20 protein-coding genes are annotated in these 20,082 nt (G+C 61.0%); 6 read left to right on the forward strand and 14 right to left on the reverse strand.

Annotated elements, in window-relative coordinates; genetic code table 11:
- Positions 1 to 24 precede the first annotated feature (24 nt).
- Entirely contained in the window at positions 25 to 1,275 is a 1,251-nt protein-coding gene (locus tag JNB88_RS19145; RefSeq protein WP_220356839.1) for a class I SAM-dependent RNA methyltransferase, read from the reverse strand.
- Positions 1,272 to 2,018, reverse strand: a complete 747-nt coding sequence (locus tag JNB88_RS19150) for a TlyA family RNA methyltransferase (RefSeq protein ID WP_220356840.1) — start codon at positions 2,016 to 2,018, stop codon at positions 1,272 to 1,274. The genes JNB88_RS19145 and JNB88_RS19150 overlap by 4 nt, the downstream gene beginning before the upstream one ends.
- 283 nt (positions 2,019 to 2,301) lie before the next feature.
- On the opposite strand from JNB88_RS19150, the gene JNB88_RS19155 reads away from it, so the two are divergent.
- Entirely contained in the window at positions 2,302 to 4,242 is a 1,941-nt protein-coding gene (locus JNB88_RS19155; protein ID WP_220356841.1) for a methyl-accepting chemotaxis protein, read from the forward strand.
- 185 nt (positions 4,243 to 4,427) lie between these two features.
- Positions 4,428 to 4,826, forward strand: coding sequence for a VOC family protein (locus JNB88_RS19160; RefSeq protein ID WP_220356842.1), 399 nt, complete (start codon positions 4,428 to 4,430; stop codon positions 4,824 to 4,826).
- Positions 4,827 to 4,888: 62 nt separating this feature from the next.
- Here JNB88_RS19160 and dxs read toward each other — a convergent pair whose 3' ends face one another.
- From dxs to JNB88_RS19180, 4 genes are all read right to left on the reverse strand, one after another.
- Positions 4,889 to 6,811 carry a 1-deoxy-D-xylulose-5-phosphate synthase gene (dxs, locus tag JNB88_RS19165; RefSeq protein WP_220356843.1) on the reverse strand — a complete coding sequence of 641 codons (1,923 nt, stop codon included), beginning with the start codon at positions 6,809 to 6,811 and terminating at the stop codon, positions 4,889 to 4,891.
- Positions 6,812 to 6,917: 106 nt separating this feature from the next.
- Positions 6,918 to 7,841, reverse strand: coding sequence for a pirin family protein (locus tag JNB88_RS19170; protein WP_220356844.1), 924 nt, complete (start codon positions 7,839 to 7,841; stop codon positions 6,918 to 6,920).
- Between the two features lie 100 nt (positions 7,842 to 7,941).
- Positions 7,942 to 8,193, reverse strand: coding sequence for an exodeoxyribonuclease VII small subunit (locus tag JNB88_RS19175; RefSeq protein ID WP_025582353.1), 252 nt, complete (start codon positions 8,191 to 8,193; stop codon positions 7,942 to 7,944).
- A gap of 2 nt (positions 8,194 to 8,195) precedes the next feature.
- A complete protein-coding gene (locus JNB88_RS19180) occupies positions 8,196 to 9,131 on the reverse strand; it encodes a histone deacetylase family protein (protein ID WP_037135668.1) in 936 nt (311 codons plus the stop codon).
- Positions 9,132 to 9,291: 160 nt separating this feature from the next.
- On the opposite strand from JNB88_RS19180, the gene JNB88_RS19185 reads away from it, so the two are divergent.
- Positions 9,292 to 9,687, forward strand: a complete 396-nt coding sequence (locus tag JNB88_RS19185; protein WP_220356845.1) for an acyl-CoA thioesterase — start codon at positions 9,292 to 9,294, stop codon at positions 9,685 to 9,687.
- On the opposite strand, the gene JNB88_RS19190 is transcribed toward JNB88_RS19185, so the two are convergent.
- From JNB88_RS19190 to JNB88_RS19200, 3 genes are read right to left on the reverse strand one after another with little or no spacing between them, the layout of a single operon-like run.
- On the reverse strand, positions 9,684 to 10,247 hold the full coding sequence (locus tag JNB88_RS19190) for a biotin transporter BioY (protein ID WP_220356846.1): 564 nt from the start codon (positions 10,245 to 10,247) through the stop codon (positions 9,684 to 9,686). The genes JNB88_RS19185 and JNB88_RS19190 overlap by 4 nt on opposite strands.
- A gap of 12 nt (positions 10,248 to 10,259) precedes the next feature.
- Complete coding sequence (locus tag JNB88_RS19195; protein WP_220356847.1) at positions 10,260 to 10,880, reverse strand: CbiQ family ECF transporter T component; 621 nt, start codon at positions 10,878 to 10,880, stop codon at positions 10,260 to 10,262.
- Positions 10,877 to 11,554 (reverse strand): energy-coupling factor ABC transporter ATP-binding protein, encoded by a 678-nt coding sequence (locus tag JNB88_RS19200; protein WP_220356848.1) that lies wholly within the window; start codon positions 11,552 to 11,554, stop codon positions 10,877 to 10,879. Before JNB88_RS19200 ends, JNB88_RS19195 begins: the two co-directional genes overlap by 4 nt.
- A gap of 148 nt (positions 11,555 to 11,702) precedes the next feature.
- On the opposite strand from JNB88_RS19200, the gene JNB88_RS19205 reads away from it, so the two are divergent.
- Both JNB88_RS19205 and JNB88_RS34650 read left to right on the forward strand, forming a co-directional pair.
- Positions 11,703 to 12,893 (forward strand): winged helix-turn-helix domain-containing protein, encoded by a 1,191-nt coding sequence (locus tag JNB88_RS19205; protein WP_220356849.1) that lies wholly within the window; start codon positions 11,703 to 11,705, stop codon positions 12,891 to 12,893.
- 123 nt (positions 12,894 to 13,016) lie between these two features.
- Positions 13,017 to 13,361 (forward strand): KTSC domain-containing protein, encoded by a 345-nt coding sequence (locus JNB88_RS34650; protein ID WP_223217260.1) that lies wholly within the window; start codon positions 13,017 to 13,019, stop codon positions 13,359 to 13,361.
- A gap of 45 nt (positions 13,362 to 13,406) precedes the next feature.
- On the opposite strand, the gene ribB is transcribed toward JNB88_RS34650, so the two are convergent.
- The 4 genes from ribB to JNB88_RS19230 all read right to left on the reverse strand — a co-directional run bounded on the left by ribB (position 13,407) and on the right by JNB88_RS19230 (position 19,298).
- Positions 13,407 to 14,507 (reverse strand): 3,4-dihydroxy-2-butanone-4-phosphate synthase, encoded by a 1,101-nt coding sequence (ribB, locus tag JNB88_RS19215; RefSeq protein ID WP_220356850.1) that lies wholly within the window; start codon positions 14,505 to 14,507, stop codon positions 13,407 to 13,409.
- 10 nt (positions 14,508 to 14,517) lie between these two features.
- Positions 14,518 to 15,615: a chorismate synthase gene (gene aroC / locus JNB88_RS19220; RefSeq protein WP_220356851.1), complete on the reverse strand. Its 1,098-nt coding sequence runs from the start codon at positions 15,613 to 15,615 to the stop codon at positions 14,518 to 14,520.
- A 160-nt stretch (positions 15,616 to 15,775) separates the two neighbouring features.
- Positions 15,776 to 18,946: a bifunctional diguanylate cyclase/phosphodiesterase gene (locus tag JNB88_RS19225; protein WP_220356852.1), complete on the reverse strand. Its 3,171-nt coding sequence runs from the start codon at positions 18,944 to 18,946 to the stop codon at positions 15,776 to 15,778.
- 133 nt (positions 18,947 to 19,079) lie between these two features.
- A complete protein-coding gene (locus tag JNB88_RS19230) occupies positions 19,080 to 19,298 on the reverse strand; it encodes a hypothetical protein (protein ID WP_220356985.1) in 219 nt (72 codons plus the stop codon).
- Here JNB88_RS19230 and JNB88_RS19235 point away from each other — a divergent pair.
- Positions 19,192 to 19,452: a DUF1344 domain-containing protein gene (locus JNB88_RS19235; RefSeq protein ID WP_037135682.1), complete on the forward strand. Its 261-nt coding sequence runs from the start codon at positions 19,192 to 19,194 to the stop codon at positions 19,450 to 19,452. The genes JNB88_RS19230 and JNB88_RS19235 overlap by 107 nt on opposite strands.
- A 6-nt stretch (positions 19,453 to 19,458) precedes the next feature.
- Here JNB88_RS19235 and JNB88_RS19240 read toward each other — a convergent pair whose 3' ends face one another.
- Complete coding sequence (locus JNB88_RS19240; protein ID WP_220356853.1) at positions 19,459 to 20,049, reverse strand: histidine phosphatase family protein; 591 nt, start codon at positions 20,047 to 20,049, stop codon at positions 19,459 to 19,461.
- Positions 20,050 to 20,082: the final 33 nt, after the last annotated feature.

The raw sequence follows: 20,082 nt of genomic DNA on the forward strand, positions 1-20,082 counted from the left end.
TCCTTTCGGGCCGGGACGAACCTCTTACTTCTCCAGGGTCGCCACGACCTCAATGTGCGGTGTCCACAGGAACTGGTCGATCGGGGTCACACCGGTAATACGATAGCCGCCCTCGACGAGCAGAGCGAGATCGCGGGCGAGCGTCAGCGGATTGCAGCTGACTGCCACGATCTTCTTGACGTTCGAGCGGGCCAATTCCTTGCACTGGAATTCCGCTCCTGCACGCGGCGGATCGAAGACGACGGCATCATAGTGTTTCAGTTCGGCCGTCATCAGCGGCCGACGGAAGAGGTCGCGTTTCTCGACACTGAGCGGCTTCAGCCCTTGCGATTGGCGTGCGGCATGGTCAAGCGCTGCAAGCGGCTTGTCTTCGCCTTCGACGGCATGCACTCGTCCGACACGGGCGAGGCGCAGCGAGAAGGTTCCGGCGCCCGCAAAAAGGTCGGCAATCCGCTTCGCCTTGCCGACATGGGAAACGACGAGCTCGGCCATGGCTTCTTCGGCGGGCTTCGTTGCCTGCGTAAAGCTGCCTGGAGGCGGAGAGACATTGACGCCGCCAAAGTCCACAAACGGCTTGGCGGGCTCGACAAGGATCTCGCCATTCGCCGATACCCGCGCTATGCCGCGCAGGCTGAGCACGGTTTCGATGGCTTTGCGACGCTGTTGATCCGACAGCTTCTTGATGCCGTCGACAGCGAGGTCGAGCCCCGACAGGGTTTCCAGAACCGAAATCCGAAAGGCCTCGGCACCGGTGGCAAGCGCCGCACCCACCGCCCGGATCGCCGGCAGCCTGTCGATAATGGCCGCCGACGAGATGGGACATTCCTCGATCGCAACGATGTGGTGGCTTTCCGCCTGGTTGAAGCCGATCAGCATCTGCTTCTCGGTGCGCCGCGCCGCAAACACCACGCGCCGGCGCTCGCCGGGGTGGGCGACAACGATCTCGCCGACCTCAGGCGTCAGTCCCTTGGATTTGAGCGCGTCGACCACAAGCTGGCGCTTGAAGGCGTTGTAGGACGGATCGTTCATATGCTGCAGCGTGCAGCCGCCGCAGGTGCCGTTGACGCCATCAGGGCCGAAGTGCCGACAGGCAGGCTGCTGCCGGTCGGCAGAGACGGTTGATATCGATATGATCGTGCCTTGGTTCTTGACGCGCGCGATGGCGACGGTTTCCCCCGGTAGGGCGAAGGGGACGTAGATTGGTCCGTCCGCCCCATTCGCGATGCCATCGCCCTGTGCGCCGAGTTTCTGGATGGTGACTGATTCAGCGCTCACGGTTTTGTTCCTGCTAGTAGAAATTCCTGGTTTCCGTCTCCGCCTGCGATCGGGGAGGGGATGAGTCCAAGGCTTGTCCAGCCCATGTCCTCAACGAACCAGCGTTCGAGTTCGGCGGCAACGTCAGGTGCAGAAGACGGGTCCTTCAGGAGCCCGCCCTTTCCGATCGCGTCGCGGCCGGCTTCGAACTGTGGCTTGACGAGGAGGACCGCAACCGCTCCCGTCCCGGCAAGATCAAGCGCTGGGGCGAGCGCCAGCTTCAGCGAGATGAAGGAGACGTCTGACACAATGAAGGTGATCGGGTGTCCGATATCCTCTGCCGTCAGATTGCGGGCATTCAGGCCCTCGATATTGGTCACGCGAGGATCGCCGGAGATACGCGGATGCATCTGCCCATGGCCGACATCGATGGCGGTGACATCAGTTGCGCCGTTCTGCAGCAGGACCTCGGTAAAGCCGCCCGTCGATGCGCCGACGTCAAGGCAATGGTGCCCGGACGGATCGAGCTTGAAGTGATCGAGTGCAGCCGCAAGCTTCAGGGCGGCGCGCGAGACATAGTCCTGTGCCGGATCATCGATCTCGATCACGGCATCGTCGGCGAAAAGCGCACCGGCTTTCGTCACCACCTTGCCGTCGATTTTCACGGTGCCGCGTTGTACCGCATCCCGTGCACGGGAACGGCTGGCGAAAAGGCCGAGGGTGACCAGCAACTGGTCCAGGCGTTGAGTATCTTGATCGGGCATGGGCTGTCCATGACCGGCAAAGCCGTTCGTTGCAAGCCTTTTGTTGAGATCGCGGAAGCCGCGCGGCAAACCGGGCTTTGATCACCCGGCGTGCTGCGACGCACAATTTTTAAATAAATTGAAAGCCTTGCTGCCTATGGTTTCGTTGATTGCAGCGGTCCGTGGCCGCTTTTGCCATGATGGCCCTCAATCAGATCTGCCGATCATGTTCGCCGAATTACCAAAGTATGCGTCCGCATGCTCTGGCTTTGCCATGCCTGTGCGCTTCAAGAGAGATTGACTGATGTTGGCCAAGAACATGTCCCTGAACGGTAAGCTCGCCGCGACTTTCGCTGCGCTGATCCTTATCTTTCTATCCGTTTCCAGCTTTGTTTACTTCAAGGCGAATGTGGTTGCCGAAGCTGCCATTCAGCAGAAGAAGTCGGAACTGCTCGTCAACCAGATCGACGATGCGCTGCAGGCGATGCTCGAGCAGGCCGTCAACCTGCGCGGCTTCCTGCTGTTTCGCAGCGACAGCACTTATGGCGATATTTTCGCGAACCGCGAGCGCATGCTGAAGGCGATCGATGCAGCACGGACGACGGCCGCCGGCAACGGTGATTTCGTCGGCCAGATCGACGCCATGCAGAAGGCCGCAGATCTCTATTTCCATCAGCTTGCCGAGCCGCAGTCGAAGGCTCGCAAGGAAACCGACATGCCGATCGACCAGATCGTCAAGATCGGCGTCAACGAGACCAAGGGCCAGCTCGATGGCTTCCGTCAGGCTTCCGCCAAGATCAAGGAGGCTGCACGTGATGAGTCGAACGCGCTTGCCGACAGCAAGGCGCAGGCGAGCCGTGCGCTGAACATCAGCCTCCTCACCGGTGGCATCGCCGCTGCCGCTGCTGCCATCCTGCTTGCCTGGATGCTGTCGCGCAGCATCGTTCGCCCGATCGTCGGCATGACGTCTGCCATGGGCCGCCTGGCCGGCGGTCAGCACGATATCGACGTTCCGGCTCTCGATCGCCAGGACGAAGTCGGCCGCATGGCCCAGTCTGTTCTCGTCTTCAAGGATGCCGCGATCGAGAAGCTGCGTCTGTCGGGCGAAACCGATCGCATGCGTGGCGATGCAGAGCGCCAGCGCCAGATGAGCGACGAGCAGAAGGCGCGCGAGGAAGCGGAACTGCGCTTCGCCATCGAAGGCCTCGCCAGCGGTCTGTCCGATCTTGCCAACGGCAATGTCGCCGTCCGCATCACAACGCCTTTCGCGTCGCAGTTCGATCGCCTGCGCAACGACTTCAACAATGCCGTCGAGAAGCTGCAGGCTGCCCTTCAGTCGGTTGGCCGCAATGCGTCCGCCATCAATGCCGGCGCCGGTGAAATCCGTTCGGCCGCCGATGATCTCGCGCGCCGCACCGAGCAGCAGGCCGCCGCCGTCGAGGAGACCGCGGCAGCGCTCGAGGAAGTCACCACCACCGTTCGCGACTCCGCCAAGCGCGCCGAGGATGTCGGCCAGCTGGTCGAGCGCACGCGCCTTGGTGCCGAGAAGTCGGGCGATGTCGTCCGCAAGGCGGTTGCCGCCATGCAGGAAATCGAAAAGTCGTCCGATGCGATCAGCAACATCATCGGCGTGATCGACGACATCGCGTTCCAGACCAACCTCCTCGCCTTGAATGCCGGCGTCGAAGCCGCGCGTGCCGGCGAAGCAGGCAAGGGCTTTGCCGTCGTCGCGCAGGAAGTGCGTGAGCTCGCTCAGCGCTCGGCAAATGCCGCCAAGGAGATCAAGGCGCTGATCAACACCTCGGGCACGCAGGTCGATGCCGGTGTCTCGCTGGTTGACGAAACCGGCAAGGCGCTCGCGGAGATCGTCGGCGCGGTCCAAGAGATCAACAAGCACGTCAGTGCCATAGTCACCGCAACGCGCGAGCAGTCGGTCGGCCTGCAGGAGATCAACACCGCCGTCAACAACATGGACCAGGGAACGCAGCAGAATGCCGCCATGGTCGAGGAGCAGACGGCGGCGAGCCACTCGCTGGCACAGGAAGCAGGCGCTCTCGACGATCTGCTCGGCCAGTTCAATCTCGGTCATGCCCGCGCCGAAGCGCCAAGGGCGGCAGTCGCCAGCCCCGCGTCCCACCCGGTCGCATCGCCGGCCCGCGCACTGACCCGCACGGTGGCCAAGGCCTTCGGCGGCGGCAGGGCTGCAACGGCGGCTGCGGTTCAGGAGGACTGGACGGAATTCTGAGCTGAAAGGCAGTGACTGAAGAAAGAGAAGCCACCTTCTCCAATTCGCCACTGACTTGAATGCGGAAATCCGTACCTACGAGAAATGGGAAACGCTCGCAGCAAGCTGCTGCGAGCGTTTTCGTTTTCCGAAACACTGTTCTACGGTGTGATGGAGAAACCTACGGAATAGGAGATTGCGGACGCATGCTTCATCACATCTCTTTCGGCGTCTCGGACATCGAACGTTCAGCGGCGTTCTACGACGCCGCTCTGGCGCCCCTCGGCTATATTCGTGTCTGGGAGGATCTGAGGCCCGGAGAAGCGGATCAGGCCGTCGGCTACGGAATTGCTGGCGGCGGCGATAAGTTTGCGATCAAATTTCGTCCGGAGGACCAGCGCGCCCCGGGTGCCGGCTTTCATCTGGCCTTCGCTTCCACGAGCAGGCGAGCCGTCGCCGATTTTCATCAGGCGGCGATCGCGCACGGAGGCATCGATAACGGGCCGCCTGGTCTTCGTGCCCACTACGGCCCGCATTACTTCGCGGCCTTCGTGGTAGATCCGGATGGTCACCATATCGAAGCCATTTTCAATTCTCCCGACTAGTCGCGAGAAAGGTCAAAGTACTGTGGGAGCTTCGCGCTTCCGCGGTTGATGGCGACGCCGGACTAGCCAGCGGCGCCGACGCCGAAGGCTGCAGGGCGTCCAAGCACCCGGAAGACGGTCGAGACGATCCCGGCGCGGTCGAGACCGGCATGGGCGTTCATCACCTCGGGCTTTGCCTGCTCCATCCAGATGTCGGGCATGACAAGCGAGCGGATCTTCAGGCCGTTGTCGAGCAAGCCGTCAGACGACAGGAACTGCATGACCTGGCTGCCGAAGCCGCCGACAGATCCTTCCTCGACGGTGATCAGGATTTCGTGGTGACGGGCAAGCTGGCGGATGAGGTCGTGATCCAGCGGCTTGGCGAAGCGCGCATCGGCAACCGTCGTCGAAAGACCGGCTGCATCCAGATCCTCGGCGGCAAGCAAACAGTCGGCCAGGCGGGTGCCGAACGACAGCAGCGCTACCTTTGCGCCTTCCTTGACGACGCGGCCCTTGCCGATCTGCAGAATCTCGCCGCGAACCGGCATTTCGATGCCGACGCCTTCGCCGCGCGGATAGCGGAACGAGATCGGGCCGGCATCATAGGCAGCGGCAGTGCGCACCATATGCTTCAGCTCTGCCTCATCGGACGCCGCCATGACGACGAAGCCGGGGAGGGTGGCGAGGAACGCCGTATCGAACGAGCCCGCATGCGTCGGGCCGTCGGCACCGACGAAACCGGCGCGGTCGATCGGGAAGCGAACCGGCAGTCCCTGGATCGCTACGTCGTGGACAACCTGGTCATAGGCGCGCTGCAGGAAGGTCGAATAGAGCGCGGCAAACGGCTTGAAGCCCTCGGCGGCAAGGCCGGCCGCGAACGTCACCGCGTGCTGCTCGGCAATCCCGACATCGAAGCAACGCGACGGGAACATGCTGGCGAGCTTGTCGAGGCCGGTACCATTCGGCATGGCGGCGGTGATACCGACGATCTTGTCGTCAAGCTCGGCTTCCTGAACTAGCGCTTCGGCGAAGACGCTCGTGTAGCTCGGCGCATTCGGCTTCACCTTCGCCTGCGCGCCGGTGATGACGTCGAACTTGTTGACGCCGTGATACTTGTCGGCTGCGGCCTCCGCCGGCGCGTAGCCCTTGCCCTTCTGCGTCACGACGTGGATCAGGACAGGGCCGTTGGCATGGTCGCGCACATTGCGCAGAACCGGCAGCAGGTGTTCGAAGGAGTGACCGTCGATCGGGCCGATATGGTAGAAACCCATCTCCTCGAACATGGTCCCGCCGGTCACATAGCCCCGCGCGTGCTCGACGGCGCGGGTAATGGCGCGGTCGACATTCTTGCCGAGATAGGCCGTCAGCTTCTTGCCGAAATCACGGAAGCCCATGTAGGTCCGGCCGGAGGCGAGACGCGCGAGATAGGCGCTCATCGCCCCCGTCGGAGGCGCGATCGACATGTCGTTGTCGTTGAGGATGACGATCAGCCGGGCGTCGAGTGCGCCGGCATTGTTCAGCGCCTCATAAGCCATGCCGGCTGACATCGCGCCGTCGCCGATCACGGCGATCACGCGGCGGTCGGTCTTGTCGAGGTCCGACGCAACCGCCATGCCGAGACCGGCAGAGATCGACGTCGAGGAGTGAGCCGCACCAAACGGATCGTATTCGCTTTCGGCGCGACGCGTGAAGCCGGAAAGGCCGTCTTCCTGGCGCAGCGTGCGGATACGGTCACGGCGACCCGTGAGGATCTTGTGCGGATAGCACTGATGCCCGACGTCGAAGATCAGCCGGTCGTCAGGCGTGTTGAACACGTTGTGGATGGCGATCGTCAGTTCGACGACGCCGAGGCCCGCGCCCAGATGCCCGCCGGTCTTCGATACCGCATCGATCATCTCGTCGCGGACTTCGCGCGCCAGCTGCGGCAGGTCGCGATCCTCCAGCTTTCGGAGGTCGGCCGGATAGGTAACCTTGTCCAGCAGCGGCGTCTTCGGCGGTTGTGTCACGGGTGGGCGCTCTTTCTTGTCTTTCTTGGGCGGGATGCCTTTAAGCTATAAATTGCGGTGAAAAAAGTCGATTTCAAGAACGGCTGTACCTCCTTTCTAAAGGAGATCAGCCTTCGGGCAAAGGTATGAATTCTTCTTCATCCCCCGGAACGATGTCGAACTTGCCGGTGCGCCACTCTTCTTTCGCCTTTTCGATGCGCTCTTTCGAGGAGGAAACGAAGTTCCACCAGATGTAGCGTTTCGAGTTCAGCGCCGCTCCGCCGAACAGCATGAGATGACAGCCCTGGCTGCCCGCTTCGAGTGTAATCTGGTCGCCGGGGCGGAAGACGAGCAGCTGGTCGGCGGCAAACGTGTCGCCCGATATCACGACTTCGCCCGACAGTACGTAGGCGGCGCGCTCCTCGTGGCCCGCGGCAAACGGGAACTTGACGCCGGGTTCGAGACTGATGTCGACGTAGAGCGTGTCCGAGAAGACTTTCACAGGAGATTTCATCCCCTCGAAGCCGCCGATCACGACGCGCCCGCGCATGCCCCGCTCGTCGATCACGGGCATGTCCGTCTTTTCGGTATGCGTGAAGGAAGGATCGATCTCCTCCTTGTCATCGGGCAGCGCCAGCCAGGTCTGCAGGCCCGACATCAAGAGCGGGTGTCCGCGCAGGTTATCCGGCGTGCGCTCGGAATGGACGATACCGCGTCCGGCCGTCATCAGATTGATGTCGCCGGGGCGGATGACCTTCTCGGTGCCGAGGCTGTCGAGATGCCGGATTTCGCCGTCGAAGAGGTAGGTCACCGTCGAAAGCCCGATATGCGGGTGCGGCCGCACATCCAGCGCTTCATTCGGTTTGAGAATCGCCGGTCCCATGCGATCGAAGAAGATGAACGGTCCGACGAGCCGTCGCTCTCGGGTCGGTAGCGCACGCCGCACCTGGAATCCACCGAGGTCGCTGGTGCGCGGGAAGATGAGGTTTTCGATCGCGTCGCAGGCGAAGGCATCGCCGGGCCGGGGGTCTTTACCGGGGAAGAAGGACATCGCAGGTCTCCGATGAGCGTTCGTTCTACGCTAGCCCTATTGACGATGGCGGACTAGGAAAACTTGTCGCCCGAAAGGCGACGCTCCGTTCAGGATGATGTTATGCGCCGTCCAGCGGCTCCACGCCCTGCGGCTTGCCCGATCGGTCGAGCCGGATCTTCTCGATGCGGTTTTCGGCCGCCGAAAGCAGCGTTTCGCAATGCTTCTTCAGCGCTTCGCCGCGCTCGTAGATCTCGATGGATTCATCCAGCGCCACGTCGCCACGTTCAAGACGGGCCACGATGCTTTCGAGTTCGGCAACGGCCTTCTCGAAGGAAAGACCGGAAACCTCCGGCTTGGCGCTGTCAGTCATACTCAACCCTTCATCATTCTGAGAATATGCAGGCCAGCCGACTCGGCGAGGCCTTCAAGATCATAGCCGCCTTCCAACAGGCTGACGACCCGGTTTGCGGCACTTTTGTCGGCCACCTCGAGCAAGCGCCCGGTCGCCCAGTCGAAATCCTCGCCGACGAGGTTGATCTGCGCCAGCGGATCGCGGTGATGCGCGTCGAAACCGGCGGAGATGATGATCAGGTCCGGCCGGAAATCGAAGAGCGCCGGCAGCACGCGCGATTTGAACGCCTCGCGGAAGTGATCGCTGCCGACATTCGGAGACAATGGCGCGTTGACGATGGTGCCGTGCTTGCCATTCTCGTCCTTTGCACCGGTGCCGGGATAAAGCGGCATCTGGTGCGTCGAGCAGAAGAGCACCGAGGGATCGTCCCAGAAAATGTCCTGCGTGCCGTTGCCGTGGTGCACGTCCCAGTCGACGATCGCCACACGCTCGGCACCGTGCACCTTCTGGGCGTGGCGGGCGGCGATCGCGGCATTGTTGAAGAAGCAGAAGCCCATCGCCGTCGATTTTTCGGCATGATGGCCGGGCGGGCGCGAGGCAACAAAGACGTTATCAGCCTTGCCGGTAAACACATCGTCGACAGCGGCCATCGCGCCACCAATCGCAGTCAACGCCGCCTCAAGGCTTTTCGCGCTTGCGTAGGTATCAGCCTCGAGCTGATTGATCTCGCCATCTTCTTCAGGCACCTGGCGAATGACCGAAAGCAGATGCTCCTCCGGATGGGCGAGCAGAACCGCTTCCTCCGCGGCCTGAGGGGCGCGCTTGCGGTCAAGTCCTGCAAAATTCGGATGCTCCAGCGCCACGTTGATCGCCCGCAAACGGTCGGACCGTTCGGGGTGACCGGCGGGGGTGACGTGTTCGAGGAAGATCGGGTGCTCGTAAAGGCGGGTGCTCATGGGATCACTCTATCTTTCCGTCCCGTCATGATCCACAGCAGATGGGGCTCGACGCCGCGATTTCAACAAGCGCGCACCGTATGCCTTGCCGCAGTCCTCCGTTTACTTCGTCTGGTCTCGCGGCTAGTCTTTCGACAGGGGAAAATTGGCAGAAAGATCAATGAACGAGGTTACGCGCACCGTTGAGATGAATGTGCCGTTTCGCGACGTCGACATGAACGGCCAGGTGTTCCTGGGTTCCTATATTTCCTATGCCGAATCCGTGTTGGCGACATTCTGGTCGTCGCGGCCGCAGCTGGAGAACGAACCGCTTTATATCGCCAGCAAGCTGACCTGCATCCTGCATCGGCCGCTGCATTACGATGAGAGAGTTGTCTTCACAGCATCGGTCGACAAGATCGGTGTGCGGTCGGTGGGCTTCATCATTGCTGCCGACATTGGTGATGAACGCTCCGCCGAGGTCGAGATCATCTGGCAGGCGCGCTCGCGCGAAGATCGTTCGCCAGTCCCGCTTCCCGAAGTCACGCGTGACTGGCTCTATGGTTTCGTCGACTAGCTGCGCATCGGAAGCAGGGGATAGCCGACCATGACAGCGCGGCCGACCAATGCCGCAACGAACGCCTTTATGACGTCACCGGGTATGAACGCCATCGAGCCGAGGAACGCCTTGGAGAGGCCAAGCTGGGCAGCAACTGCCAGGTAGACGATACCGAAGGCGTAGAGAACCACGATGCCGCCGATCATGGCCGCAAAGAAGAAGCCGACTGTCTGCAGCAGCGCCGACTGTTCGGATTTGACCAGCCGCTCGCTGAGGTATCCGGTCACGAAAGCGGCGAATACCCAGCCGATCAGGAAGCCGGTCGTCGGTGCGGCGAAGGCCGCAAGCCCGCCACGACCCCCGGAAAGCACGGGAAGGCCGATTGCGACAAGCACGAGAACGATTAGCACCGCGATCGCGCCGCGGCGCGAGCCGAGCACGACACCCGCCATCATCACGCCGAGCGACTGCGCGGTGATCGGCACCGGAATGAATCCGAGCGTGATCGGCGGCAGAATGCCGAGCGCGACGATGATGGCGGCAAAGAGGGCAGAGAGAACGAGGTCGCGAGTGCTCATGCATGGCTCCTGTTAGCGAGTTCTGAAATTGACATGCCGCCGAACGCCTCGCGCGTCAATTGCCGCGGCGATGTTATCCGCATCCCTCAGCGTCAGAATGATCAAAGGCACGAGCACGGTGGTCGGCCGCACCTTGAGGCCGCGCGCCGCATGCGCCTCGCGGATGGCGCGGTAGCGGTCGAGAATCTCGGGAACAAAGCGGACAACGAGCCCGACTGCCAGCCCGACATCGTCGGCCCGAAGAAGTCCTAGACGCTCCAGCGGCCTGGCCAGCAGGGTAATCTCGTCGATGAATTGCGCAATCGTGGTGGTCGCCGTCACGGCGGTGGCAAACAGCATCAGCGCCGTCAGGCGCAGCAGGGCAACGACCGCGACATGCCAGGGATTGAAGGCCAGGCTGAACAAGGCAACGATGAGAATGGTCAGGAATATCGGCTTTAGCCGCGCAAGCGCGGAGCGCGCCGGAAGGCCTATGCTGAAGTAAAGCACGGCCGTCGCAATGACTGCGAGAGAAAGCAACAGCAGGTTCGCCGAGAGGAAGAGCGTGACGCCGAGGGCAGCAAGCACGAGCAGCTTGGCGCGAGCCGAAACCCGATGCATGGCGCTGTTGCCTTCGACGAAAAGCGACCTCATGAGTTCGCGATCTCCCTATAGCGACGGATCGCTTCTTGAGCGGGCGCATCGGCAACGAGACTGCCCTCATGGAAAACCAGCACGCGCTCGTAGTCAGCGACCAGTTCAAGATCGTGGCTGATGACGATTGCGCTTTCGGGAAGGCTTTCCACCAGCCGCTGCACGAGGCTGCGGTTCTTGAGGTCCAGCTGGTTCGTCGGCTCATCCAGGATGAGGATGTCGGGGCCCGTCGCCAGCACCGAGCAAAGAGCTGCGAGTTGGAGCTCCCCGCCCGAAAGTTCGTGCGCGCGTCGGTCGGCGAGATGGGAGGCGCTGAAACGCTGCAGGACCGCCTCTACCTTCGCGGTTATTTCCGCCGGCTTGTAACCGCGGCTCTTCAGCCCGAAGGCGATGTCGTCGCGCACGACGGGCAGGATGATCTGGTTTTGCGGGGACTGGAAGATGAAGCCCACATCGGTAAGAACGGCCTTGGCGTCGGCCGTATCGCGGCCGTTGACGATGACGCGCCCGGCGCTCGGCTTGGTCAGGCCGTTGATCAGGCGCGCAAAGGTCGTCTTGCCCGAGCCGTTGAGGCCGATGATCCCAATGCGTTTTTCTGTGAGCTGCAGCGTCACGGGCGCCAGCGCGACGCGCGCACCATAGCTGACCTCTGCGCCTTCGAAACGAATATCCACCTGGTCCCTCGTGAATTGAGAGGCCGTTCTATAATGAATTTCGCAGTTTGAAAGCTCTAAATCTTGTAATGACGACGCGTGTTGCTGCCTTCCTTTCCCCTCAAACTTATCGGGTGGCTAGGAACATTTTCCGTCTTATGATGCCCCCATGACGAATCTCATTTCGAATTCCGATGCCCGCCGCATATTCCTTGCCAAGCAGGGTCTGAGCGCGCCGCCAAACAAGGCGTTGACCAAGGCCGGGCTGCTGGAGCTCATCCACGAACTCGGCTTCGTGCAGGTGGATAGCATCCAGACGGTGGAGCGCGCCCATCACCAGATCCTGTTTTCCCGCAACCAGACTTACAAGCGTGAGCACCTGAAGGCGCTTCTGGAGAAGGAAGGCTCGCTGTTCGAGCACTGGACGCATGATGCGTCGATCCTGCCCAGCGCCTTCTTCCGATACTGGAAGCACAAGTTCCGCCACGAGGAAGAGGTGATCGGCGAGCGCTGGCGCAAATGGCAAGGGGAGGGGTTCGAACACGCCTTCGACGAAACGTTTGAACGCGTCACTCGTGACGGCGCCATCATGGCGCGCGAGATCAAGGCGGACGGGCATGTTTCCGGCGGCTGGTGGAACTGGCACCCAAACAAGACGGCGCTGGAATATTTCTGGCGCACCGGCAAGTTCGCCATATCAGGACGGTCCAACTTCCAGAAGATCTATGATCTCGTCGAACGCGTCATTCCCGCCGAGTTTCACGAGCCCGAAGTCTCTTACGAGGAATTTGTCGATTGGGCTTGCCGCAGCGCGTTGACGCGACTGGGTTTTGCGACACACGGCGAGATCGCCGCCTTCTGGGATCTGCTGTCGCCGGATGAAGCGAAAGCCTGGGTTGCCTCCCATCGCGACGAGTTGACCGAGGTCTTGATCGAGCCGGCGTTGGGCGGCAAGCCGCGCCCGTCCTGGGCCTTCCCGGACCTGCTCACGAGCCTTCCGGACTATCCCGGTGCTCCGCCACGCGTTCGTGTCCTCAGTCCCTTTGATCCGATGATCCGCGACCGCAATCGCACCGAACGTCTGTTCGGCTTCTTCTATCGCATCGAGATTTTTGTTCCCGAACCCAAGCGGGAGTACGGCTACTACGTTTTCCCGCTGCTCGAAGGGGATCGACTGATCGGTCGCATCGACATGAAGGCCGACCGCAAAAACGGCCGCCTCGATGTCAAGCGTCTGTGGCTGGAGCCGGGAGTTCGCCCGTCAGCCGGGCGGATCGAAAAGCTGCTCGCCGAACTTGACCGACTGGCGAAATTCGCCGGCGTTGAAGAGGTCGTTCTATTGGATGGCTGGCAGGGCTGAGCGGCGCTCGCCGATGCCAGGCATTTTAAGAAATTTCATCGTAATTACAAAGAATTAATGTTGATGCGCGCTTTACCATGCTTGTCTTGAACTCTTTAAGAGCCGCCTGCGTAGGGTGGCTGCATGAAAACACGAGCCATCAAATTCGCCGCATTGGCGGCACTGAACAGCCTTCGCCGTGAAGTGAGGGCCTTGCTGCGCAAGCGGCGCGATGCGCGCGCCGCCACGATCGTCACACGGGCCGGACGGCTGGCGAAGATGGAACCGTTGACGGTGAAATCAACGCTGATCGACGCGGTCTATTTCAGCCAGGAGGATGGCCGGCTTCGCGTCTGTCTGAGCAACGGCGAAGAGCGGCAGTTCGAGGGCGTGACGGAAGCCGCGGTGATCGCCATGGTCACTTCGCAATCGCCGGGAAAATATTACATCGAGAACGTCAGCGGCCGCTTCAAGCGCATCGCCGCCTGAGCGTGGATCCGGCGGCCTTTTCACCGCCGGCGCAATTCATCGATCTCAGCAGATCTGTGTTTCGGCAATCTTGATGCCGAAGCCCTCGAGGCCGACATAGTGGCGTTCGCTGCGGGTCAGAAGCTTGATCGAGGTGACGCCGAGATCCTTCAGAATCTGCGCGCCGAGACCGATTTCCAACCATTCGCTTTCACGGTTCTGCGCTTCGGCATGGGCTTCGCGCCCTTGGTTCAGCGCCTTGCGGCCGTTGTCGTGGTGGCCGACGCCCACGGACCCTTCGCGCAGATAGACGATGATGCCGCGTCCCTGTTCGGCGATCTTCTTCATGTAGTGGTCGACGGAGCGTTTCCCGAACAGGTCGTCCACGACGTTTTCCGTGTGAAGGCGCACAGGGATGTCGATGCCGTCTCTGATGTCGCCGAAAACGACGGCGAGATGCTGCATCGGATCCCAGGGCAGGGAATAGGTGTGCGCCTTGGCCTTGCCGAACGGCGTTTCGACGTCGAAGCTAGCCTGCAGTTGAATCAGCGTTTCCTTGCGCTGGCGATAGGCGATGAGATCCGCCACGGAGACCAGCTTCAGCCCATGATCGCTGGCGAAATCCGCGACCTGCTGGCCGCGCGTGACGGTGCCGTTGTCGTTGACCAGTTCGCAGATCACGCCGATCGGCGGTAGGCCGGCGAGCCGGCAGAGATCGACTGCAGCTTCCGTATGGCCGGAGCGCATCAGGACGCCGCCTTCTCGGGCAACCAGCGGGAAGATGTGGCCGGGGCGCACGAAGTCAGCGGCGCCAACGTTCGGGTTCGCGAGGTTGCGGACCGTCAGCGTCCGATCATCGGCGGAGATACCTGTCGTCGTACCATGCTTGAAATCGACGCTCACGGTGAAAGCTGTCGTGTGTGCAGAGTCGTTCTCGGCCACCATGGCGTTGAGGTTCAGGCGCTTGGCCTCTTCCTTCGGCATCGGAGTGCATACGATACCGGAGGTGTGGCGCACGATGAAGGCCATCTTCTCCGGCGTACAGTGGACGGCGGCGACGATGAGATCGCCTTCGTTCTCGCGGCCGTCGTCATCGACGACAACGACTATTTCGCCGGCCTCGAAGGCTCTGATCGCATCGACGACGCGCTTCTGATCGTAAGGCATGTCAGTATTCCTATTTCAGCCGGCCGGTCTGGCCGCGGTCACGGAGATAGTGGTCGGCAATGGCGCAGGCGACCATGGCCTCGCCAATCGGCACGGCGCGGATGCCGACGCAGGGATCGTGCCGTCCCTTGGTGCGGATATCGACATTCTTGCCGTCGGCATCGATCGACTGGCGCTCGGTCAGGATCGACGACGTTGGCTTGATGGCAAAGCGGGCGATGACAGGCTGACCGGTGGAGATACCGCCGAGGATGCCGCCGGCCTTGTTCGACAGGAACAGCGGCTTGCCGTCATTGCCCATTCGCATTTCGTCGGCATTTTCCTCGCCGGTGATCTCGGCGGCTTCGAAGCCGTTGCCGATCTCGACGCCCTTGACGGCATTGATCGACATCAGCAGCGAAGCGATGTCCTGGTCGAGCTTGCCGTAGATCGGTGCTCCAAGCCCTGCCGGCACGCCTTCGGCCACAACCTCAACAACCGCGCCGATCGAGGAGCCATTCTTGCGGATGCCGTCGAGGTATTCTTCCCATACGGGAACGATCGCGGCGTCCGGTGCAAAGAACGGATTCTGGTCGACCTGATCCCAATCCCAGTTCTGGCGGTTGATCTTGTGCTTGCCGATCTGAACCAAGGCGCCGCGCACCTTGACCTCAGGCACAACAAGACGGGCAATACCGCCGGCCGCCACGCGCGCCGCCGTTTCGCGGGCCGATGAGCGGCCGCCGCCGCGGTAGTCGCGAATGCCATATTTCACATCATAGGTGTAGTCGGCATGGCCGGGCCGATACTGCCGGGCAATCTCGCCGTAATCCTTGGAGCGCTGGTCGGTATTCTCGATCAGCATCGAGATCGGGGTGCCGGTCGAAATCATCGTCTCGCCGTCAGCGTCCAGCATCACGCCGGAGAGCACCTTGACCAGATCGGCCTCGCGGCGCTGCGTCACAAAGCGCGATTGGCCGGGCTTCCGCTTGTCCAGCCAGACCTGAATGTCCTCGAGCTTGAAGCGCAGGCCCGGAGGGCAGCCGTCGACGACGCAGCCGAGCGCCGGCCCATGGCTTTCGCCCCAGGTGGTTACGCGGAAGAGATGACCGAATGTATTGTGCGACATGTGTCCCGACCGGATCACGCCAACCGGTCGTCACCGGTGGCGTCCTTAATCTTGAATGCGCGACACTCATAGGCCAAAAAAACGCGGCGGCAAAAGCCTTTCTTTGCTCGAAACCGTCAACGAAAGGAAATGGTGTTTCCGCAGATTGTAGACGATGGCTTCAGGAGGCGATGCGCCAGGCCGTCCCGGTCGCGACCTGGGTGAAGTCCTCGAAGGAGAGTGGGCGGGAGAAGGCGTAACCCTGCAAGAGGTCGCAGCCGAGCTCGTTGAGAAGGGTTGCATGGGCGGCCGTCTCCACACCTTCCGCCACGGTCTCGACGCCGAGGGAGCGTGCGATCTCGATGATCGAGCTGACGAGCGCGCGCTCCTGCGGCGAATTCGTGATCGGCTGGACCAGCTGCCGGTCGATCTTGAGCCGCTTCGGCTTCAGCTTGAGAAGGCTGACGATCGACGTATGCCCCGTTCCGAAATCGTCGATCTCGATGTCGATCCCAAGCGCCTTGATCCGTTCGAGGTTGTTGGTGGCGACCGCTTCGCTTTCGTCGAGAAAGATCGACTCGACCAGCTCGAAGGATAGCTCGCCTGGTCGAACCTGAAGGCTGCTCAGCGATTGTGCCAGCGTCTCGTCGTGGAGGCGCCGCGCCGAAACGTTCACCGATATTTTGGGTACAACGATACCCATGGCCGTCCAGCGCATCTTGTCCTTGAGCGCCGTGTCGAGGACGATGCGATCAAGAGTCTGCACCACGTTGATCTCGTCGGCGATCTTCAGGAATTTATCCGGGGTCAGCAATCCCCTTGTAGGATGCTGCCAACGAACCAGCGCTTCGACGCCGGTCAGCGTCATGGTGCGTGCCGAGAATTGCGGCTGATACCACGCCGTGAACTCGCCGTTCTCAATGCCCGAGAGGATCTCGTCCGCCAGACGCTTGTTGTTGATGATGTCGGCCTGCAGATTGTGGCTGAAGAATTCGTGGCGGTTCCGCCCCTGGCTCTTCGCGCGGTAAAGAGCGATGTCGGCGTTGATCAGTACCTTGCGGGCATCGACATGCAGGCCGTTGGCGAGCGCAATGCCGATGGAGACGCCGCAGCGGCAGGCAAACCCCTCAAAATCGATCGGCTGGCGCATTTCTTCGATGATGCGCCCGGCAAGCGCCGACATGTCGGCATCATTGGCGTTGAGTGCCAGAATGACGAACTCGTCGCCGCCGATACGCGCGACAAGGTCGTCGCCGCGAAGGTTCCTCGACAACACCCGCGATGCGTGGATCAGCATCGCATCGCCGGCGGCATGGCCGAGTGTGTCGTTGATTTCCTTGAACCTGTCGAGGTCGATATGGAGGATGGCGAATTTCTGCCGCTCGCTCCGGCCGTCGAGTGTCAACCTCTCGAGTGCGATGTCGAGCTTTCTGCGATTGGGAAGCGCCGTCAGCGGATCGTGAAGCGAATTGTGCTCGATGCGGTTTTTGGCGATCTCAAGCTCGATGTTTTTGGCGATCGCCTCGTCCTTGGCGGCCTTGAGCTGGGCCGTCATCAGCGCATCTTCTGTGATATCGAATGCAACGCCGATGATCTTCAGCTTGCCGCTTGGGGTCTGGTGAACCTTGCCCGTCGAGCGGACATAGCGCATCGTGCCGTCCTCGACGGGGACGCGGCAGATCAGCGTGTGAGAGTCGCCCAATTGCTGAAAATGGTGGGCGCTTTCGAGTGCCAGTTTGCGGTCTTCAGGCAGAATGCAGGAAAGCCAGACCTCTTCGGTCATGAAGCCTGTCCTTGGCTTCAGACCGTAGAGCTCGTGCATTCTGTCGTCCCATATGGAGCCCTCGTCACCGAGGGTGGCCTCCCAGATGCCGCACTGATAGGAATCGAGCGCCAGATCCAGCTTGCCGGAAAGCTCGGAAAGCTCGGCCTCCCGTCGCGACAGTTCATCGAGTGCCATTTCAAGCTCGGCATTCTTGATGTCGCTCACATCCTTCGCCCTGCGCAGCGTTTCTGCGGCTTCCGCGTCAGCTGTGACATCCCAGACAATACCGATGGTTTTGTCGTCGCCGGCCGCGTCGGTGTAGAAGGAACCGACTGAGCGGAGATGCCGGACAGTGCCGTCCTCAGCGACAACGCGATACTGCGTGGCATAGGCGGAACCGGCAACGTGGTAGTTGAAGAAGTGAACCTCGGCGATGTGCCGGTCCTCGGGAGCGATCGCGGCAAGCCAGTCTTCCAGTGAATGATTGCCGTCCTGCGCGGGCTTGCCATGGAGCGCCGCGGCGCGGGCATCCCAGGACAGGGTATGCGCGTGGTCGTGCAACTCCCAGATGCCGATATTCGACGATTCCAATGCGAGATTGAGGCGCTGTGACAATTTCAGAAGCGCCGCTTCGCGCACCTTGAGCTGCGCGATGTTGCGGTTGCGTTCGCCAAGCAGCAAGGACGCAAAGAAGACAGGGACAACCGTGATGCAACCGGCGGCGGCAATGATGAGCCGAAGCGTGAACTGGTTCTCAGGAACCGCATTCCAGCCGGTTTTAGGAACTGCCGCGATCTCCCAGCGCCCACCTGCAAACGCGATCTTGCGCTTCAGGGGCTGCTGGCCCAGCAGATCGGGGGAGCCAAAGAAGGCGCTCGCTCCGTCCGCGCGTGCAAGATCGCGAACTGCGATCGAGAGATGATCGAGGTGCGGATACTTTTCCTGATTCTCGCTATTGCGCGCGGGTTTTAGACCGGTGTTCTGGTAGAACATGTCCGCATCGACGACGACTTCGACGGCACCCCAGACCCGGCGCTGCCCATTCTCCTTTACAAAGACTGGAAAGAAGATCGCGAATGCCTCATCATCGCCCGATGTCTTAAACGGTCCATAGAAACGAGCCTGCTGGGCGCTGGCGATGCGCGTCATCGCTTGCCTCATCGAAGGAGTATCGCGCAAATCCTTGCCGATACGTTCGTTCCCTGCTTGTGGCGGATAGACCGCGTGGGTGATGAAGTCGGGCGCGATGGCGACGTTCAGGAAGTGGGGATTCTGGATGAGCAGCCAGTTGATCTGCCGCTCCATCTCCTCGGCATTCACGCTCGAATTGACTGCCACCATGTTGGCCAGGTCGCGAACGACTGTAATGTCCATGTTGATCTGCGCGGTCATTCGCGCGCGAATCAAACTGACTTCGTTTTCTGTTCGCATCGTCAGTTCACGCAGATGAGCCGCAGTATTGGCGCGGTCGAGCCCGAAGCCGACAACAACCACGATAACAGCGACCAGGCTGGAAACCAGGAAGGCGATGCGGGTATTCCTGAAGACACGACGCAACTTATTGCGGTCTTTAAGGCGGAATAGCAAAACCCAGTCTCCCATGTTCGGGACGACTTTAAATAGGAGCGGTTAATTTACGATTTCCCGGGAATCCACTTTGCCCAGCGTGGGTGCGTACTGGAAATACGACTAACGGACGCGTTCTTTTATTCTTAAAATACTATTCACCAATTGGGCGTTGGCGGTCATTCTTCAGGGCAAATTTCGCCATATTCGGAAGGTTATCTGTGCGCAGTTGGATTATCGAGTCGTGTTTTCGAGGGAAAGCCGCCATGCGCTTCGTAGTAGCTACGCTTTTGGCAACAGCCAGTTTCTTGTCGCCGATCAGCGGATTTGCAGAAAGCGCGGATGTCGAGGCGACGATAAAGAAGATCGACATGAGCAATCTCAGCCTCACGCTGGATGACGGAAAGACCTACCAGGCGCCGGAAGAATTTAATTTCGAAGGGCTTAAGGCCGGCGTGAAGGTGATCGTCTTCTACACCGAGGTCGACGGCAAGCGCGTCATCAACGATCTCGACATCGTTCAGTAGTCGGAACTAGATCCAGCCAATCAAACCGTTGTCGCGATCGATCTTGAGTATGCGGTCCTGCGGGATCTCACCTTCGGCAGCCTCGTTCTTGGGCAAACCGGCGATCGTCCTGAAGAGACTACGTATGACACCGCCGTGGGTTACGCAAACCGTTGGCCTGTCGACGGAATTCAGCCAGGAAGCCACGCGCCAGGACATTATTTCGTAGCTCTCCGCGTCGTCTCCCGGTGGAATGAAATCCCACTTGTTGAGATTGCGTTCGGTCACGCGGTCCCGGACTGTCGCTTTCAATTCCTTGATCGTGAAGCCTTCCCAATCACCAAAGGAAACCTCGACCAGGCGCTCGTCCGTCCGATAGTCTTTTGATGGAAGCCCCATCGCTTCGCGGGCGATCTCCATGGTGGCACGGGTGCGCGCCAGCGGGCTTGCAACGAAATCAAAGGGGATTGCCTCGACCTTGAGGATCTCTGCGAGGTCGATGCCATTCTGCCAGGCCTGCGCTCTGCCGATGGCATTGAGCGGGATGTCCTTCTGGCCTTGCAGGCGACGTTCTGCGTTCCAGTCTGTCTGGCCGTGTCTGACGACGTAGATAAGCAATGATCGGCTCCGTTTAGGGCGCGCAACCCCTTG

The sequence above is a fragment of the Rhizobium cauense genome, from assembly GCF_019511525.1.
Taxonomy (GTDB): domain Bacteria; phylum Pseudomonadota; class Alphaproteobacteria; order Rhizobiales; family Rhizobiaceae; genus Rhizobium; species Rhizobium cauense.

Bases quoted from the DNA above. Each gene is read 5' to 3' on its own strand.
- JNB88_RS19170 (WP_220356844.1), bottom strand. From the start codon at position 7,841: ATGTCCTTCTTCCCCGGTAAAGACCCCCGGCCCGGCGATGCCTTCGCC.
- JNB88_RS19190 (WP_220356846.1), bottom strand. From the start codon at position 10,247: ATGAGCACTCGCGACCTCGTTCTCTCTGCCCTCTTTGCCGCCATCATC.
- JNB88_RS19150 (WP_220356840.1), bottom strand. From the start codon at position 2,018: ATGCCCGATCAAGATACTCAACGCCTGGACCAGTTGCTGGTCACCCTC.
- JNB88_RS19160 (WP_220356842.1), top strand. From the start codon at position 4,428: ATGCTTCATCACATCTCTTTCGGCGTCTCGGACATCGAACGTTCAGCG.
- JNB88_RS19195 (WP_220356847.1), bottom strand. From the start codon at position 10,880: ATGAGGTCGCTTTTCGTCGAAGGCAACAGCGCCATGCATCGGGTTTCG.
- JNB88_RS19230 (WP_220356985.1), bottom strand. From the start codon at position 19,298: ATGTCGATCTTCTTTATCGTCGCCTCGACATCCGCGCTTTCTGCAAAT.
- JNB88_RS19180 (WP_037135668.1), bottom strand. From the start codon at position 9,131: ATGAGCACCCGCCTTTACGAGCACCCGATCTTCCTCGAACACGTCACC.
- JNB88_RS19175 (WP_025582353.1), bottom strand. From the start codon at position 8,193: ATGACTGACAGCGCCAAGCCGGAGGTTTCCGGTCTTTCCTTCGAGAAG.
- ribB (WP_220356850.1), bottom strand. From the start codon at position 14,507: ATGCCTTACGATCAGAAGCGCGTCGTCGATGCGATCAGAGCCTTCGAG.
- JNB88_RS19185 (WP_220356845.1), top strand. From the start codon at position 9,292: ATGAACGAGGTTACGCGCACCGTTGAGATGAATGTGCCGTTTCGCGAC.
- JNB88_RS19235 (WP_037135682.1), top strand. From the start codon at position 19,192: ATGCGCTTCGTAGTAGCTACGCTTTTGGCAACAGCCAGTTTCTTGTCG.
- JNB88_RS19155 (WP_220356841.1), top strand. From the start codon at position 2,302: ATGTTGGCCAAGAACATGTCCCTGAACGGTAAGCTCGCCGCGACTTTC.
- JNB88_RS19205 (WP_220356849.1), top strand. From the start codon at position 11,703: ATGACGAATCTCATTTCGAATTCCGATGCCCGCCGCATATTCCTTGCC.
- aroC (WP_220356851.1), bottom strand. From the start codon at position 15,615: ATGTCGCACAATACATTCGGTCATCTCTTCCGCGTAACCACCTGGGGC.
- JNB88_RS34650 (WP_223217260.1), top strand. From the start codon at position 13,017: ATGAAAACACGAGCCATCAAATTCGCCGCATTGGCGGCACTGAACAGC.